Raw genomic sequence first — 15,134 nt, 5'->3', positions numbered from 1 at the left:
TGGGCACGTGCTTTGACGGCATGCCCTTAGCGATAGCGCCGCGTTTCCTCGGACATACCATCGGCAATCAGATTTAGCCCGACGACCACCATCGCAATCGCAAGCGAACCCCACAGCGCTTCCCAGGGGCGTCCGGCCTGGATCGAAGAACGTCCAGCCTGGACGATGCTGCCCCAATCGGGCGAAGGTGGGGGCAAGCCGAGGCCAAGAAAGCCGAGCGTTCCAATCGAAAAGACGGCATAGCCCACGCGAAGCATCGAGTCAATAATGATCGGGCCACGGGCATTAGGCAGGATCTCAAAAACCATGATGTACCACGAGTGTTCGCCCTGGGTCTGAGCGGCAGCAACATAATCGCGGGTCTTGATATCGAGGGTAAGGCCACGTACCAGACGGGCAATGCCTGGTGCACCAGCAATCGTGATGGCGATCAAGACATTGGTTGCCGACGCACCAAACGAGGCAATAATGACGAGGTAGAGCAAGATCTGCGGAAAGGCAATGATCGCATCAAGAATGCGCATCGTCACCTCATCAACCATGCCGCCATAATAACCCGCAAGCAAGCCAAGCGTGCCACCAACCAGCAAAGCCACCATCACCGACAGCGGCGCCAGGGTTAGGATCAGCCGTGAACCGTGGGCAAGGCGCGCCCAGATATCACGCCCACGGGTATCAGTGCCGAGCCAATGATCCCATGAAGGACCTTCACGGGTACGTCCACGAAACTGCTCAACCGGCGAATAGCGCGAAAGCCACGAGCGATACTCGTCCGACGTTGCCCAGGTCGTAATATCATCGCCACGCACAATGCCCGCATAACAGGACGGCGTAACGAGGCAATTATCGGCAAACAGGGCAACCACCACCCAGAAGCCAACCAGACAGAGGCCAACGAGGGCAATGCGTGAGCGGCGAAAGAGACCGAGTTGTGCCTCAAGGCGCTGCCAGCGCGACGTGCGCGTCGCCGAAGGGCTGGGCAACTGGTCACCAGCGGTCTGTTCTGCAGTAGCCATAGGCAGGTTAGCTCATGTATAACGAATACGCGGATTCAAATAGACATAGATCAGATCGGCGAGCAATTGCGAGACGACCGCAATCACCACCAGGATCATCGTTGCAGCCTGGAGGGCAAAGACGTCATTGTTGAGGGCCGAGGCGAGCACATAACTACCCAGGCCGGGAAAACCAAAAAGGGTTTCGACCACCACAATGCCCCCGATCAGCCAGTTGATATGCAGCATGATCACCGTAATCGGGGCGAGCAGCGCATTGCGCAGTGCGTGACGCCAGATGACTTGCCAGTAGGGCAAGCCCTTGAGCACAGCGGTACGAATATAGTTCGTGCGCAAGACTTCGCTCATGCTGGCACGGGTGACGCGCAGCACATAGCCTAGTTCAACCAGCATCAAGGTCATAATGGGCAAAATCAGCATCTGAGGCTGCTCAAAAATCGAGGTTCCTGGTGGAATGACAACCGCGCCAGGGAACCAGCCAAGCCAGACCGCAAAGATGACGATGAGAAATACGCCGCTGGCAAATTCTGGGGTTGCCGTCGCAACCAGGCCACCAACCGACAAGACACGGTCAAGGGGGCGGCCTTCATACAGCCCAGCAATGACCCCCAGGAAAAGGGCCAGCGGCATGATGATCACAAACGCAATGCCGGCGAGAAAGAGCGTATTGAGCAAGCGTGGCACAAGCGTATCAATCACAGGCTGCCGCGTAATGAGCGAAATCCCAGGATCGCCCCGTAAAAGTCCCTTCTGGAGCGGAATATACGCACTCGGAGCACCAGCCGTGCTAATCCAGCCGGCCCGTGTTAAACGTTCCTCGCTCTGGTTCAACCCACGGATCCACATCGCCGCACGACCATCTTCATTGACGCCCCAGAAGATCTCTTCGCCTTCGTCATTCGTTACCCAGATCTCATCGCCGAGAGCGACAATGCGCGATGGGCCAAGCTTGCCATCGGGCAAGAGAGCCCGTTCAAGCTGGAGGATGACCTCACCATCCTCTGAGCGATGGCGATAAATCGTCTCGTTGGAGCCAACCACCCACCAGTTGGTCTGGTTATTTTCGGTATCGTAAAACCGATCAACTGGGGCACCAATCAGCTGTGCCGCCTCGCGGTCACTGCCCAACATCCAGCGCCGATAGCGGGTCAAGGCCGGCTGATCGAGTCCATTCTGGGCATTGAACGACGCCCGCTGATCCGGAGTGATGGTATTGCCCAGCACATTGGTGGCCATATCCCCTGGTGCCAGTTCTGAGATCGCAAAGACGGTCACGGATACGGCAAAGAGGGTGACGATCAAGAAGAGAAACCGGCGTAAGAGGAGTTTGAGCATAAAATATCCTCTTCTCCCGCATCCTGTGCCGGCAGCATCGGATGCGGGAGAGTCGGGGCCGCGCCTCCAGTTGGCGGCCTCAGAGCTTACGCCCGTGGGTCGAGATCGGGATCGTACCAGACTCGCAACCACTGATTGTGCAGCGTGGGGTGGGCGACCACGCCCTGGAAGGCCGGGTTAAAAACTTCCCAGACACGCTGCCAGACGGCGATCGCGACCGGGCCACGCTCGTTCTGAATGCGCTGCAGATCAGCCATAATCGAGCGCCGGGCTTCGATATCCAGCGTGCCCTGGGCCTGACGCAGCAATGTCGAAAACTCTTCGTCAACCCAGCGCGTCTCATTCCACGGGACGGGATTGCCCGCTTCATCAGCAATATAGGCCAGCGGCAAGAGCATCACCGCCAACGGGCGATGCGTCCACGGGGTAATGCCAACCGTCGTTTCTGTCCAGATATCCCAGTAGGCATTATTGGGCATCGTGTCGAGGGTAATATTGAAACCCCCTGGCTGCGCATCTTGCTGAAGTGTCTCGGCATACGAAACAACATCGGTCCACCCCGTGCCCACCGAGAGATTGAAGCTGAGACCATCCGGGAAGCCGGCCTCGGCGAGCAGTGCCTTGGCACCTTCAGGATCATAGGCAGGGGTGTCCATTGGCGCAAATTCCGGCTGAACTGGTGAGACGTGAACATCGTGACCAATCAGGCCTTCGTTGTTGTAGGCGACGCTGAGGATTTGCTCGCGATCCTGACACATCTTGAGGGCCGTGCGTACCCGATTGTCGCTCCACGGCTCTTGATCAACGCGCATACGCAGCACCCGGGCCTGCGAGGTATCAACGCTGTAGACGACAATATTGGGATCATCGCGCAACGAGAGGTAATTCTCGACATTGGGCTCGTACATCGTGTGGATGGCCCCGGTCTGCATTGCAGCCACATACGAGGTACGGTCAGTACCAAGATCGATGAACTCCACCGCGTCAAGGTAGGGCAACGGGTCGCCATCCTCGCCCAACTGCCAGTAGTCCTCACGACGGGTGAACTTGGCCCGCTCGTCAACGACATACTCGGTGAGCGTATACGGGCCCGTACTCGGGTTGGTGCCAGTCTTGACGTCACCATTGAAACTGGGGTGCATGATCACGGCTGGATAGTGGTAAAGGTTCTCGGGCACATCCAGTTTCGGTGCGCTCAGATTGAGGCGAACCGTATAATCATCGACCACCTCGACACCATCGATCGTCAGGAAACCCTCCCATAGACCGAGGATCGACGAGCCAACATCCGGGTTGAGCCACTCACCAAAGTTATAGCGAACATGCTCGGCGACCAGTTCATCGCCATTCGTCCACTTGATGCCCTGACGCAAATTCAGCGTCCAGACCGTCAGATCATCGCTGGCTTCCCAGCTTTCCAGTAGCAACGGATGCGTAATATTATTCTCATCGGTCTCGGTCAGATACTCAAAGACATGACGAAACGCATTGGCGCTCTCAGTCCACGAGAAACGTGCCGGATGATCAACCGCCTGCACAGCAATGCCAACTCGTAGTACACCGCCACGCTTGATCGCACCAAGGGTTGGCTCCGCAGGAGCCACAGGGTCAACTGGAGGGGGCGCAGTCGTGGTCGTGCCGCCACCACAGGCAGCCAGCACGGACGCAAAGGGAAGGGATGCGCCAAGCAGCGTTGCTACACGCAAAAAATCACGCCGACTGATGCGGCCCTGTTGTAACTGCGTTTGAGCCTGTTCGATCCCCGGGTGAATGCGAGAAGTGGTGTCTTCCTTCATCAGCGTGTGTTCCTCCTTACAATAAGTTGTCTTCTATCGCTACCACCGTCATGGTCTATGAACCTGCGTTTGCGCGAGCAATGGTGAAGATCAAGCTGATGCCCACAGCAAAGCCCAGCCTGCTGTCCTGCGATCAGCATTGCAACATACGCACTTTGCCACAATCAAGGGAAAGACACGCGAGGAAAGAGACAACACTGAACACTACCAATGAACAACTGGTAGGTGCAGGAGCTTATGAAATCAGACAATCAGGGTAATATAGGTGGAAGAGAAGTGGCAACCACAGCAGGCTACATCTGCTCAACTCTGAAATCAGACGCCATGCATACAACAGCAAGCTAACACGAATCAGACTGCCTATGGGTATGCTACAAGCATTAGAAAATTATTCCTTGGCTGTATGCAAAAACGCAAAATCTACCCCTTTATGCATCTGTTGTTGCTCAGTATAACACAGGTGTGTAGAAATGAAATCCGCAAATTGCTGCGAATTTTGATGGATCAGCCGCAACTTCAGTAAAAACCCGCCGTTCTTGTGGTGCAAGCTGCCAGCTTGCACCACAAGAACCCTTGCCATCCCCCTACAGCTGGATCGTGACCACGAGCCTCCCCAGACGCAATTCGTCGCCGTTGATCAACGGCACAGGCTGGCGAGGCGTCAGCCGGGCGTTGTTGCGAAAGGTGCCATTGGTGCTGTCGAGGTCTTCGAGATAGATCTGGTTGGCATGCACAAAGATCCGCGCATGGCGACGCCCCACACCATGCTCGACCGCGCCATAAGGCGTCAGATCGAGATCCGGAAAGAAGTTGCTGACCGGGTCGGCCCGCCCAAGAAGTGCTTCAGCCGCAGGCGGCAGCGAAAGCCGGGCGTTGTTTGCCCGCATGATCAAGACCGCCGGGGCGAGTATGGTGCGTGGCGGCGGCGGGGCCGGGCGTACCGGGGGCGGTGACGCAGGTACGACTGGTGGGGCCGGACGCACTGGCGGGGCCGGGGGCGGCGGTACCGGACGTGGCGGAGGGGTTGGGGTGACTGGCTGGGGTGGAGGGTAGGTGGGTTGGGCTGGTACGCCACCAAAAGGGAGCCCCGGGGCTGCCGCAGGCATGCTCGGGCGCATCGTTCCAAGCAAGGCCGCGCCACAGTTATCGCAGAACGCCTCGCCCGGAATCACCGATGTACCACACTGCGGGCAGACGCTTGGCCCTGGTGAGGCAACCGCAATGCCCCCCTGCTGTACGCCAGGGCTCGCCGGTACGACCGGAGGCACCGGGCGCACTGGCGGCGGCGGTGCTGGCGACGGTGCCGGTGGCAATGTCTGCGCGGGCAAAGGGATCATCTGGGCACCACATTGATCGCAAAAACGTGCTGAAGCAGGGTTCTGGGCCCCGCATTGAGGACAAAATGGCATTGGTTGTACCTTCCGTTCATGTGCTGGCACCAGAGGCCAGCTAAACTGGCCTCTGGTGCCAGCACATGAACGCCTCTGAGGACGTATCTCCCACGAATATTATACGTCAGGCAACCGAGAAATGATGCATCTCGCTTGCCTAAAAGCGTCTGACTGATAGGCTAAAAAGTGGTACAATCAACCCCGTTAGGGAACAGTCATAGCAGCGCACCTTGTGCGCCAGGACATGCAAGGAGTTGGGTATGCACATTGTCGTGTGTATGAAACAGGTACCACGCGATAACTCGGTCAAGATCAATTCTGACCTCAGCATTAACGCCGATGGGATCGAGAAGATTATCAATCTCTTCGACGAGTACGCCATCGAGGAGGGTCTGGCCTGGAATGAGAAGCATAGCGGCAAATTGACGGTGCTCTCGATGGGCAGTGATGAGTGGGTTGAGCAGATGCGGCGTGCGCTCGCAATGGGGGCAACCGATTCGCTGCTGCTCAAGGATGCGTCGTTTGCGCAGCTTGATACGCTCGCGGCCGCCAAGGTTGTTGCCGCTGCGATCAAGAAACTGGGTGATGTTGACCTGGTCTTCTGTGGCCGTAATAGTACCGATGATGAGAGTGGCGCTTTTGCGCCCGCGCTTGCCCGTGCCCTCGGATGGGCGCAGTTGACCTATGTGGGCAAGGTGCTGGACGTTGACCCCGCTGGCAAGAAGGTGACGGCTGAACGCCACCTCGAGACGGTGGTCGAGACGGTGACAGCAAGCCTGCCGGCTGTGGTCAGTGTGATCAAGGATATTAATAACCCACGCTATCCGTCGTTGTTGAAGATCAAGAAGGTGGCCAAGATCCAGCCTCCAGTTTGGACCGCTGCTGACCTCGGGGTGAGTGGGTTAAGCGCCGCAGCTACGATTTCGAGCCGCGTGCCACCGCCGCCACGCCCTTCGGGTGAAATCATTGATGGCCCTGATGCTGCCGCAAAGGTTCGCAAACTGGTCGATAAGTTGCTCGAAAATCAGATCATCTAGAAGGAGCTTCCCAATGGCGGGTGTTCTCGTCTATATTGAGCAGGTCGGCGGTGACGTCGCCGCTGTCTCGCGTGAGTTAATGGGCAAGGGCCAGGAACTAGCGGCAAGCCTCGGCGGGCCACTCAATGCCCTGGTGGTCGGTGGCGATGTGGCAGGCCTGGCAAGCCAGGTAGTTGCCCTCGGTGCGGCAACAGTCTATACGGTGAGTGATGCGTCGCTGGCGACCTATACAACCGATGGTCACGTAGCCGCCGCCAAGGCCACCGTCGAGGCCGCTCAGCCAGCTTTGATGCTGGCGAGCGCCAGTTTCCAGATGCGCGATTTTGGTGCGGCCCTGGCTGCCGATCTCGATGCCGGGTTGGCCGTTGATGTCACCGATCTGAAAGTTGAGGGCGGGGCGGTCAGCGCGGTGCGTCCGTCGCACGGTGGCAATGTGATCAATACCTACACCTTTGCTGCCGGACGTCCCGTCGTTGCTCTGGTACGCAAGCAGAGCTTTGCCGAAGCAGCCGGCAGCGCAAGTGGCGGTACGGTTACAAGCCTCCCGTTGCCCGCTACAACCATGCGTACCCAGGTCAACAATGTGGCCCCAAAGACTGGTGCCGTCAACCTGACCGATGCGGCAATCATCGTCAGCGGTGGCCGTGGCCTCAGCGATAAGGATAATTACTATAAGCTGATCCCACCGCTCGCCGAGGCACTCGGTGGCGCGTATGGCGCTTCGCGTGCCATCGTTGACGCCGGCTGGGTGCCGTACGAGCATCAGGTCGGGCAGACGGGCAAGACAGTCAGCCCCAAGCTCTATGTGGCCGCTGGCGTCTCGGGTGCGATCCAGCATCTCGCGGGGATGCGCACCAGCCGCAATATTGTGGCAATTAACAAAGACCCCGAAGCGCCAATCTTCCGGGTTGCTAATTTTGGTCTGGTTGGTGATGTCAATGAGGTTTTGCCCCTGCTCACTGCCGAGTTGCGCCAACGCCTCGGGCGTTAGTGCCTATGTGCAAACACAAACAGGCCAGCAATGCTGGCCTGTTTGTTGTTGTACTACAAGGAGCAAGCATACGGCGTTTTAGTTCTACCGTTACCTCCTAGACCAGATCCCGGATCAGATGCGTACTTGCATGTATTGATCCGAGTCGATGCGCATGTGGTCGATGTGAGTTTGCTAGGCATGATTGTCCTCATTGCTATGGCTAGGCTGATTGATCGTTCTAATTCCAGCCTATCTCAATGAGGGTTCACAAATGCGCACACCTAAAATAGGGGCATGGCTTGCCCGTGCCCGTACCTCCCACCGTGTCCAAACGATGCCCGTGCCCACCCCCGTGCCCACCCCGTGCCCCGCGCTCGGCATTGAGAAGCAATCGCACGGCGGTTGTTCTAACCGTCAGCAAAGTGCCGTATAATCAGCCTGGGCATCACATTGCTCGGGAGACATCATTGGCACAGGGATTATTCGGTCGCCATCAGGCAAAACTACGCAAGTTGGCCGCCCTCTCGTGGGCCGACCGCTGGTTGCTGGTCGAGATCTTTGGGCTGCTGGGCCTCGCACGCCTCGCCCTGCGCGTTGTTCCGTTTCGCCGCCTCGCCCGTGCGCTCGGCACGTTGCACGTCGAAACTCCCACCGAGGTACCGCCTGAACAGCTCGCGCAGGCACGCCGGGTGGGGCAAGCCATCGCTCGGGTGCATCGCTATACCCCCTGGACAAGCAATTGCTTTCCGCAGGCGCTGGCCGCCCGGGCCTGGCTCGCCCGCCGCCACATCCCCACGACGCTCTACCTCGGCGTCGCCCTGAACAAAACTGATCCCGCCACATCGACCACGATGGAGGCCCACGCCTGGCTGCGCTGCGGTTCACTGATCGTCACCGGGGGTCGCGGCAGCGAGCGCTTCACCGTGACGGCTTGCTTTGGATCATAACGTGCCCTCCGCAGGCGCACGATCGGGGCACGATAGCGCCGTGCCCCAACAAAAAACAAGCGCCCAGTTTGCAACTGGACGCTTGACCTTCAATTGGCGACCCCGGTGCGATTCGAACGCACGGCCTTTTCCTCCGCAGGGAAACGCTCTAATCCACTGAGCTACGGGGTCGTATTTGTGCAACCAGCAAGAGTATACCACGCCTCTGGTGATTGTGCAACTGTGGTAAATTCTTGACAGTGTGCCGTGCTCGTGGTACGATCCAGCAACACGAGATTTAGGCAAAACGAATGCGCCAGCAAGGCTGCTCTCTCACGATCCTGGCATGATCGCCAAGCGGTGGTAGGTCTTACCACCGTCTCTCTTTAATGTGCTACATCTGGATATCCAAGCGAGGATAGCGATGGCCCCATTGCTTGAAGTTCGGAACCTAGAGACCCATTTCCATACTCAGGATGGGGTGGTCAAAGCGGTTGATGGTGTCTCGTTTCATGTCGATCGTGGCGAAACCCTCGGGATCGTGGGCGAGTCGGGATGTGGCAAGAGTGTCACCTCGCTTTCGATTATGCGCCTTATTCCTTCGCCTCCAGGCAAGATTGCCGGGGGCCAGATTCTTTTTGATGGCGAGGATTTGCTGACGCTGAGCGATGCGGAGATGCGCCATATCCGGGGTAATCGGATCGCGATGATCTTTCAAGATCCGATGACCTCGCTCAATCCGGTGCTGACCATCGGGCGACAGATCACCGAGTCGCTCGAATTGCATATGAGTCTCTCGCGCAAAGAGGCGTATAATCGAGCCGCCGAGTTGTTGCATATGGTCGGCATTCCTAGTGCCTCTAAGCGCCTTGATAATTATCCCCATCAGTTTTCAGGTGGAATGCGTCAGCGCGTGATGATCGCGATGGCCCTCTCGTGCAATCCCGAGTTGCTGATCGCCGATGAACCAACAACGGCCCTCGATGTGACTATCCAGGCCCAGATTCTTGAGTTGATCAATCGCCTGCGGGAAGAACTCCAGACCGCTGTGTTGATGATTACCCACGACCTTGGGGTTGTTGCCGGGATGACCGACCGCGTGACGGTGATGTATGCGGGCAAGGTGGTGGAAGAGGGCAACACAAAAGAGATTTTTGCGAATCCGCGGATGCCCTATACGATTGGTCTGCTCCGCTCAATTCCTCGGCTCGACGAAGAACGCGGCCACAAGCTCAATCCAATTCGTGGGTTGCCGCCCAATCTGATCGACCTGCCCCCGATCTGTCCGTTTAGCCCTCGCTGTGACTATGTCCAGGAACGCTGCTTGACTCAGACACCCCCGCTGCGCAAGGTTGCCCCCGATCATCATGCGGCATGTCTCTTTGATATTTCGATGGAAACACCAATTCCTGAACTCAAACTTGAGGATCAGGCTGCGTGAGAGGTCTGTGAACGAAGGTTGGCAAGCAATCATTGACAGTTGCTCTAGAGTGAAGGAAGACCGCGCATGACAGTTTCTGCCTATGATAGCACCAGTGGCGAAAATCTGATTGAGGTGAAGGATCTGAAGATGCATTTCCCCGTGACGCGTGGGATCATCTTTCAGCGTCGCGTTGGTACGGTCAAGGCAGTTGATGGCCTGAGTTTTACGATCAAGCGCGGTGAGACGCTCGGGCTTGTGGGTGAGTCAGGGTGTGGCAAAAGTACGACCGGGCGCGCTATTTTGCAACTCTATCGCCCTACCGAGGGCGAGGTGCGCTTTCAGGGTACCGACTTGACGGCGATCCGTGGTGATGCCCTGCGCAAGATGCGCCGTAAGGTGCAGATGATTTTTCAAGATCCCTATGCCTCACTCAATCCGCGTATGACCGTGGGCGATATTATTGGTGAGCCAATTCGGGTTCACAAGCTCCGTGAGGGGCACGCTGTCCGTGAACGCATCGAGGAACTGCTTGGTCTCGTCGGGCTCAATCCGGCCTTCGCGAGCCGCTATCCCCACGAGTTCTCGGGCGGTCAGCGTCAGCGGATTGGTATTGCCCGCGCCCTTGCTGTCGAACCTGAGTTTGTCGTCTGCGATGAGCCCGTCTCGGCGCTCGATGTCTCGATCCAGGCCCAGGTGGTGAACTTGCTCGAAGAGTTGCAGGATAAGCTTGGGTTGACCTATCTCTTCATTGCCCACGATCTGAGTGTGGTCAAGCATATTTCGGATCGCGTGGCGGTGATGTACCTCGGCAAGATGGTGGAACTCGCCGAAGGCTCGAAACTCTATAGCATGCCTTTGCATCCCTATTCCCAGGCGCTGCTCTCGGCTGTGCCAATTCCTGACCCAAGGGTGGAACAACAGCGCCGCCGCATTATTCTGCAAGGCGATGTGCCGAGTCCCCTCAATCCGCCGTCTGGGTGCCACTTCCATACGCGTTGCCCGATTGCGATCCAGAAGTGCCAAGAGGAAGAACCTCCTTTTATTGATTATGGCGATGGTCATTTTGCTGCTTGCTGGCGGGCGCGTGAGGCTGGTGAGTTGATGCCGGCTGTGGCGCGTCAGCAGGCCGAAGAACTGGCCGCTCGCATTCACGCCGATATTATGAAGGTGAAGGGTGCGGCAGATTAGCTGTGGATCTCGCGACGTTTTCGTGGCTGCTGACCAGCACAGGTCAGGCCGTGCTGGCTGAATTGACACCACGCCTGACCGGTGAGGCGGCCGTGTTGCCCGAGCTTGAGCGGCTGCGACGCCTCTGTACGCCCGAGCAGGCTCGTGCAGTAGTCGAGACGGTGCAGTTGCGCCAACGTGCGCGTGCCAAGTTCCCGCAGGCTGAACAGCTCTATTTTACCCGTGAAGCCCTTGAACAGGCGAGTGCCGCCTCGGTTGCGGCCCATCGTGCAACCCGCCTTGGTAGCTATCGCCAGGTCGCTGATCTTTGCTGTGGTATCGGGGGCGATGCCTTGGCCCTGGCATCGGTCGGGGCATCGGTCACGGCGGTTGACCGCGATCCTGTGCGGGTTGCCATGTGCCAGGCCAATGCTGAGGCGCTCGGTTTTGGCGCACAGGTTGCGGCGCGGGTGGGGGATCTACGTGCAAGCCCGCCCCCGGACGCCGAGGCGCTCTTTTGTGACCCCGGACGCCGCCGCGGTGACCGGCGCCTCAAAGATGTCGATGCCTACGAGCCACCCCTGAGCCATGTGCTCGGCTGGCAAAGCGTCACCCCAGCGTTGGCAATCAAATTGGCCCCAGGGGTTCCTCGTGAAGCCTTGCCCGGTGACGCCGAAGTTGAACTGGTCTCACTTGATGGCGAATTGAAAGAAACGACGCTCTGGTGTGGCCCCCTGGTCTCCACCCGCCGCCGCGCAACGGTACTCCATCACCTCGATGCAACTGGCGGCTATCAGGTTGCAACCCGTAGCACCGAACACCCCTCGCCGCCTCCAGGTCACCGCCTTACTCCACCTGCGGCCTGGCTCTATGAGCCTGATCCCGCGATCATTCGTGCAGGCATGGTGACCGATCTTGCCGTTGAACTTGATGCCGCGCAACTCGACCCGCAAATTGCGTATCTGACTGCGCCGGTCTATACGCCAACCCCGCTGGCCCGTGCCTGGCGCATTCTTGCCTGGCTCCCGTTTCAACTCAAAGCCTTGCGTGCCCGTCTGCGCATGCTCGACGCTGGTGAAGTAACGGTCAAAAAACGGGGCTCACCGCTCGACACCGACCAATTAGCCCGTCAGTTACGTGGCCCAGGCCAACGGGCACTTGTTGTTGTGCTTACCCGAGTCGCCGAACGTCCGGCGGCGATCATATGCGATCCGCTTCAAATTTGAAGATGTTGTAGGAGTAGACTATGCCAGCCAATCGCTTCGCGTTTTTCAATGGTGCCATTGTCCCGATTGAAGAGGCTCAGATCAGTGTGATGACCAATACGTTCAACTACGGCACGGGATGTTTTGAGGGGATTCGTGGGTACTGGGTACCCGAGCAAGAGCAGTTGTATGTCTTTCAGTTGCGCGCCCATATGGAACGACTGCATCGTTCAAGCCGCATTCTCTATATGAAGTTGGCCTATAGTGTTGATGAGTTGTGTGACCTTGCCGTGGAACTGCTGCGGCGCGAGGGCTTTCGCGAAGATGTCTACATCCGCCCGCTCGTCTACAAGAGCGATCCGGCGATTGCGGTGCAGATGAACGGGTTGACTGATGCCTTTACGATGTTTGCCCTTGGCTTTGGCCAATATATGGCTGGCGACTCGGTACGTGCCTGTGTCTCGTCATGGCGACGCATTGACGATAATATCATCCCCTCACGCGCCAAAGCCTGTGGTGCCTACATCAACTCGGCGCTGGCCAAGACCGAGGCGCTCTTGAATGGGTACGATGAGGCCATCGTCTTGGGCAGTGACGGCCAGGTTTCCGAGGCGAGTGCAGCAAACCTCTTTATCGTGCGCGACGGCAAACTGATCACCCCGCCGCTCTACAGCGACGTGCTCGAAGGCATCACCCGCCAGGTCGTGGTCGAACTGGCCCGTGAGCACCTCGGCGTGCCGGTCATTGAACGTGCCATTGACCGCACCGAACTCTACGTTGCCGACGAGGCCTTCTTCTGCGGTACCGGGGCTGAACTGAAACCAATCGTGGAAATTGACCACCGTACCGTTGGTGACGGCAAAGTCGGCCCGATCGCTGGCTTGCTGGTACGGCTCTATGCCGATCTCGTGCGCGCACGGCTGAGCGCCTATCGCCGCTGGTGTACACCGATCTATGCCTAGGAGATAGGAGATAGCAGGTAGGCCGAGTTCATCAGAACGTGATACACAACTCCGAAGTATGAAGCATCCTTCAACCGGGCCTACAACGCTAGCAGTGAACTTCGCGGGTGATGCCCCTAACCACGGGTTTTCAGGTCTCACGCCCTCAACCTGAGGCACTGCGAGCGCCCCCAAAAGCCAGCTACGCTGGCTTTTGGGGGCGCTCGCAAGAAAGATCAACCCTAAAAGGGAATATCCTCGTCATTTTCGATTGGCTGGGGCTGGTTCCGCGCAATGCTGCGACTAGCCGCTGCCCGGCCGCCATTCGATGTCGCACCCGCCGGAGTTCGCCGTGGCGGCGCTTCCGCAGGTGGCGGTGGCGCTTCCTCGAACTGCTCGGCATCACCAAAATGCTCGTCACCTGCAGGCATGCCCCGTTCACCACGTGCCGAGAGCATAATCATATCTTGGGCAATCACCTCGGTGATGTAGCGGTCTTGATTTTCACGATCAACCCACTTGCGCGTTTGCAAGCGGCCCTCGATGTAGACCCGTGAGCCTTTGGTCAGGTACTGGTTGCAGATCTCACCCAGTTTGTCCCACGCAACCACGCGGAACCATTCGGTGTCTTCGTGAGCACCACCTTCGCGGTCTTTCCAGGTGCGGTTGCTCGCCACCCGAAAGTTGGTGACGGCACTCCCCTGAGCAGTGTAACGCATCTCAGGGTCTGCGCCAAGATGTCCCGTAAACTGTACTTTGTTCAGATCCTTGGCCATGGTGGCTTCCTCCTCGCTGTCTTCTTTAAGCTTTGCCCGCCGTAACGATGATCGAGCAGAACTGAACTTATGTGCTGATTTTACCACGATTATCCTGGTTTGTCAAGAGAAGGTGCCATGAATTTCAAGCTTTGGCTGGATGATCTCTATCGTTTTGTGCGTTTTTCGGCGAGCGGCGCAACGATGGTGCTGCCGGTGCTCGGGGCAGTCAGTGTTGAGCTGCGGTTGTCACCTGGTGCGATGGCAAAGCTCGTGGGTATGGGAGCGGCTTTCCATGTCTTTGCATATGTTCATAACGATCTGTGTGATCGCGAGCTTGATCGTACCCAGCCACTTCGTGTCGACTATCCGTTAATCCAGGGGCGTATTTCACCACCCCAGGCCGGGGCAGTCGCAGCCCTTGCAGTGCCAGCGGCGTTCGCACTGCAAACCACGGGTATGGCATCAACCATACCGCTGCGACCTGCTCGACTTGCCCTCGGGTTGGCGGTGCTGGCGCTAGGAGCCTATAATCACTGGGGGAAGCGGGTGCGCTGGCCGATCCTCACCGATCTTATCCAGGCCCTCGGCTGGACGGCCCTGCTTGCGGCTGGGGCGCTCCAATGCGGCAAGCCCACCCGCCTTACGGCCCTGCTTGCCATCTACGAGAGCCTCGTGATCATGCTGGTCAATGGTGTCCACGGTGCGCTGCGCGATCTCGCCAATGACCGTGACCGTGGGGCGCAGACTACGGCGATTATGTTTGGGGCAACTGTAAATGCCCATGGCACTATGGAAGTTCCTTTGTTGATGAAAATATATGCCCTGAGCCTGCAACTATGTTTGCTAATTCTACCCCTCTGGGGTGCTTCGACCAACCAGATGGCGCTGACACCAGCAGCACAGCGCGTGGCCCTTGGTGCGGTGAGTCTCGTTGTGCTGCTCACCGGTACACTGTTTGGTCAAGGGCTACGTGGCAAACTCAGACCTGTGGATCTTGGCATGCTCCATCTGATCCTGTTGCTCTCGATGCCCATCGCTCTTGTGAGTCCCGGCATGGTGCCGACAAGCCAGGGGGTCTTGCTCACGGTTCATATGGTGCCGCTGCTCGCCAATGGGATGACATGGCAAGCATTGCAACGCCTTGGGCGGCACTAACTCCTGTTGCA

13 protein-coding genes and 1 tRNA gene are annotated in these 15,134 nt (G+C 58.0%); 8 read left to right on the top strand and 6 right to left on the bottom strand.

Translation table 11 applies throughout. The features are described 5' to 3' along the window. Nucleotides 1-26 precede the first annotated feature (26 nt). The 4 genes from EKD05_RS13670 to EKD05_RS13655 all read right to left on the bottom strand — a co-directional run bounded on the left by EKD05_RS13670 (nt 27) and on the right by EKD05_RS13655 (nt 5,556). Nucleotides 27-1,016, bottom strand: coding sequence for an ABC transporter permease (locus EKD05_RS13670; RefSeq protein ID WP_129673618.1), 990 nt, complete (start codon nt 1,014-1,016; stop codon nt 27-29). Between the two features lie 12 nt (nt 1,017-1,028). Beyond that, nucleotides 1,029-2,351: an ABC transporter permease gene (locus tag EKD05_RS13665; protein WP_129673616.1), complete on the bottom strand. Its 1,323-nt coding sequence runs from the start codon at nt 2,349-2,351 to the stop codon at nt 1,029-1,031. Between the two features lie 86 nt (nt 2,352-2,437). Next, complete coding sequence (locus EKD05_RS13660) at nt 2,438-4,147, bottom strand: ABC transporter substrate-binding protein (protein WP_129673614.1); 1,710 nt, start codon at nt 4,145-4,147, stop codon at nt 2,438-2,440. 584 nt (nt 4,148-4,731) lie between these two features. After that, a complete protein-coding gene (locus EKD05_RS13655; RefSeq protein WP_129673612.1) occupies nt 4,732-5,556 on the bottom strand; it encodes a zinc ribbon domain-containing protein in 825 nt (274 codons plus the stop codon). Nucleotides 5,557-5,798: 242 nt separating this feature from the next. Here EKD05_RS13655 and EKD05_RS13650 point away from each other — a divergent pair, with 242 nt between their 5' ends. From EKD05_RS13650 to EKD05_RS13640, 3 genes are all read left to right on the top strand, one after another. Then, complete coding sequence (locus tag EKD05_RS13650; RefSeq protein ID WP_129673610.1) at nt 5,799-6,575, top strand: electron transfer flavoprotein subunit beta/FixA family protein; 777 nt, start codon at nt 5,799-5,801, stop codon at nt 6,573-6,575. Nucleotides 6,576-6,588: 13 nt separating this feature from the next. Beyond that, nucleotides 6,589-7,566 carry an electron transfer flavoprotein subunit alpha/FixB family protein gene (locus EKD05_RS13645; RefSeq protein ID WP_129673608.1) on the top strand — a complete coding sequence of 326 codons (978 nt, stop codon included), beginning with the start codon at nt 6,589-6,591 and terminating at the stop codon, nt 7,564-7,566. 449 nt (nt 7,567-8,015) lie between these two features. Next, nucleotides 8,016-8,495 carry a lasso peptide biosynthesis B2 protein gene (locus tag EKD05_RS13640; protein ID WP_165360733.1) on the top strand — a complete coding sequence of 160 codons (480 nt, stop codon included), beginning with the start codon at nt 8,016-8,018 and terminating at the stop codon, nt 8,493-8,495. Between the two features lie 94 nt (nt 8,496-8,589). Here EKD05_RS13640 and EKD05_RS13635 read toward each other — a convergent pair. Beyond that, nucleotides 8,590-8,666: transfer RNA gene (locus EKD05_RS13635), tRNA-Arg, on the bottom strand. 232 nt (nt 8,667-8,898) lie between these two features. Here EKD05_RS13635 and EKD05_RS13630 point away from each other — a divergent pair. The 4 genes from EKD05_RS13630 (at nt 8,899) to EKD05_RS13615 (ending at nt 13,231) form a co-directional block, all read left to right on the top strand. Then, nucleotides 8,899-9,915 (top strand): ABC transporter ATP-binding protein, encoded by a 1,017-nt coding sequence (locus EKD05_RS13630; RefSeq protein ID WP_129673604.1) that lies wholly within the window; start codon nt 8,899-8,901, stop codon nt 9,913-9,915. Between the two features lie 66 nt (nt 9,916-9,981). Continuing rightward, nucleotides 9,982-11,085 carry an ABC transporter ATP-binding protein gene (locus EKD05_RS13625; RefSeq protein WP_129673602.1) on the top strand — a complete coding sequence of 368 codons (1,104 nt, stop codon included), beginning with the start codon at nt 9,982-9,984 and terminating at the stop codon, nt 11,083-11,085. A gap of 2 nt (nt 11,086-11,087) precedes the next feature. Beyond that, a complete protein-coding gene (locus tag EKD05_RS13620) occupies nt 11,088-12,290 on the top strand; it encodes a class I SAM-dependent methyltransferase (RefSeq protein ID WP_129673600.1) in 1,203 nt (400 codons plus the stop codon). A 20-nt stretch (nt 12,291-12,310) separates the two neighbouring features. Then, a complete protein-coding gene (locus EKD05_RS13615) occupies nt 12,311-13,231 on the top strand; it encodes a branched-chain amino acid transaminase (RefSeq protein ID WP_129673598.1) in 921 nt (306 codons plus the stop codon). 221 nt (nt 13,232-13,452) lie between these two features. Here the strand turns inward: EKD05_RS13615 and EKD05_RS13610 are convergent, their stop codons facing one another. After that, nucleotides 13,453-13,986: a single-stranded DNA-binding protein gene (locus EKD05_RS13610; protein ID WP_129673596.1), complete on the bottom strand. Its 534-nt coding sequence runs from the start codon at nt 13,984-13,986 to the stop codon at nt 13,453-13,455. A gap of 117 nt (nt 13,987-14,103) precedes the next feature. On the opposite strand from EKD05_RS13610, the gene EKD05_RS13605 reads away from it, so the two are divergent. After that, nucleotides 14,104-15,123 (top strand): UbiA family prenyltransferase, encoded by a 1,020-nt coding sequence (locus EKD05_RS13605; RefSeq protein WP_129673594.1) that lies wholly within the window; start codon nt 14,104-14,106, stop codon nt 15,121-15,123. Nucleotides 15,124-15,134 lie beyond the last annotated feature (11 nt).

This window comes from Candidatus Chloroploca sp. Khr17 (genome assembly GCF_004138165.1).
Lineage (GTDB): Bacteria > Chloroflexota > Chloroflexia > Chloroflexales > Chloroflexaceae > Chloroploca.
Note: the sequence above shows the minus strand (reverse complement) of the source record. Positions and strands in the feature narration are given on the sequence as shown.

Excerpts from the sequence above, each read along its gene's own strand:
- EKD05_RS13670 (WP_129673618.1), bottom strand. The coding sequence starts at position 1,016 with ATGGCTACTGCAGAACAGACCGCTGGTGACCAGTTGCCCAGCCCTTCG.
- EKD05_RS13665 (WP_129673616.1), bottom strand. The coding sequence starts at position 2,351 with ATGCTCAAACTCCTCTTACGCCGGTTTCTCTTCTTGATCGTCACCCTC.
- EKD05_RS13660 (WP_129673614.1), bottom strand. The coding sequence starts at position 4,147 with ATGAAGGAAGACACCACTTCTCGCATTCACCCGGGGATCGAACAGGCT.
- EKD05_RS13655 (WP_129673612.1), bottom strand. The coding sequence starts at position 5,556 with ATGCCATTTTGTCCTCAATGCGGGGCCCAGAACCCTGCTTCAGCACGT.
- EKD05_RS13650 (WP_129673610.1), top strand. The coding sequence starts at position 5,799 with ATGCACATTGTCGTGTGTATGAAACAGGTACCACGCGATAACTCGGTC.
- EKD05_RS13645 (WP_129673608.1), top strand. The coding sequence starts at position 6,589 with ATGGCGGGTGTTCTCGTCTATATTGAGCAGGTCGGCGGTGACGTCGCC.
- EKD05_RS13630 (WP_129673604.1), top strand. The coding sequence starts at position 8,899 with ATGGCCCCATTGCTTGAAGTTCGGAACCTAGAGACCCATTTCCATACT.
- EKD05_RS13625 (WP_129673602.1), top strand. The coding sequence starts at position 9,982 with ATGACAGTTTCTGCCTATGATAGCACCAGTGGCGAAAATCTGATTGAG.
- EKD05_RS13615 (WP_129673598.1), top strand. The coding sequence starts at position 12,311 with ATGCCAGCCAATCGCTTCGCGTTTTTCAATGGTGCCATTGTCCCGATT.
- EKD05_RS13610 (WP_129673596.1), bottom strand. The coding sequence starts at position 13,986 with ATGGCCAAGGATCTGAACAAAGTACAGTTTACGGGACATCTTGGCGCA.
- EKD05_RS13605 (WP_129673594.1), top strand. The coding sequence starts at position 14,104 with ATGAATTTCAAGCTTTGGCTGGATGATCTCTATCGTTTTGTGCGTTTT.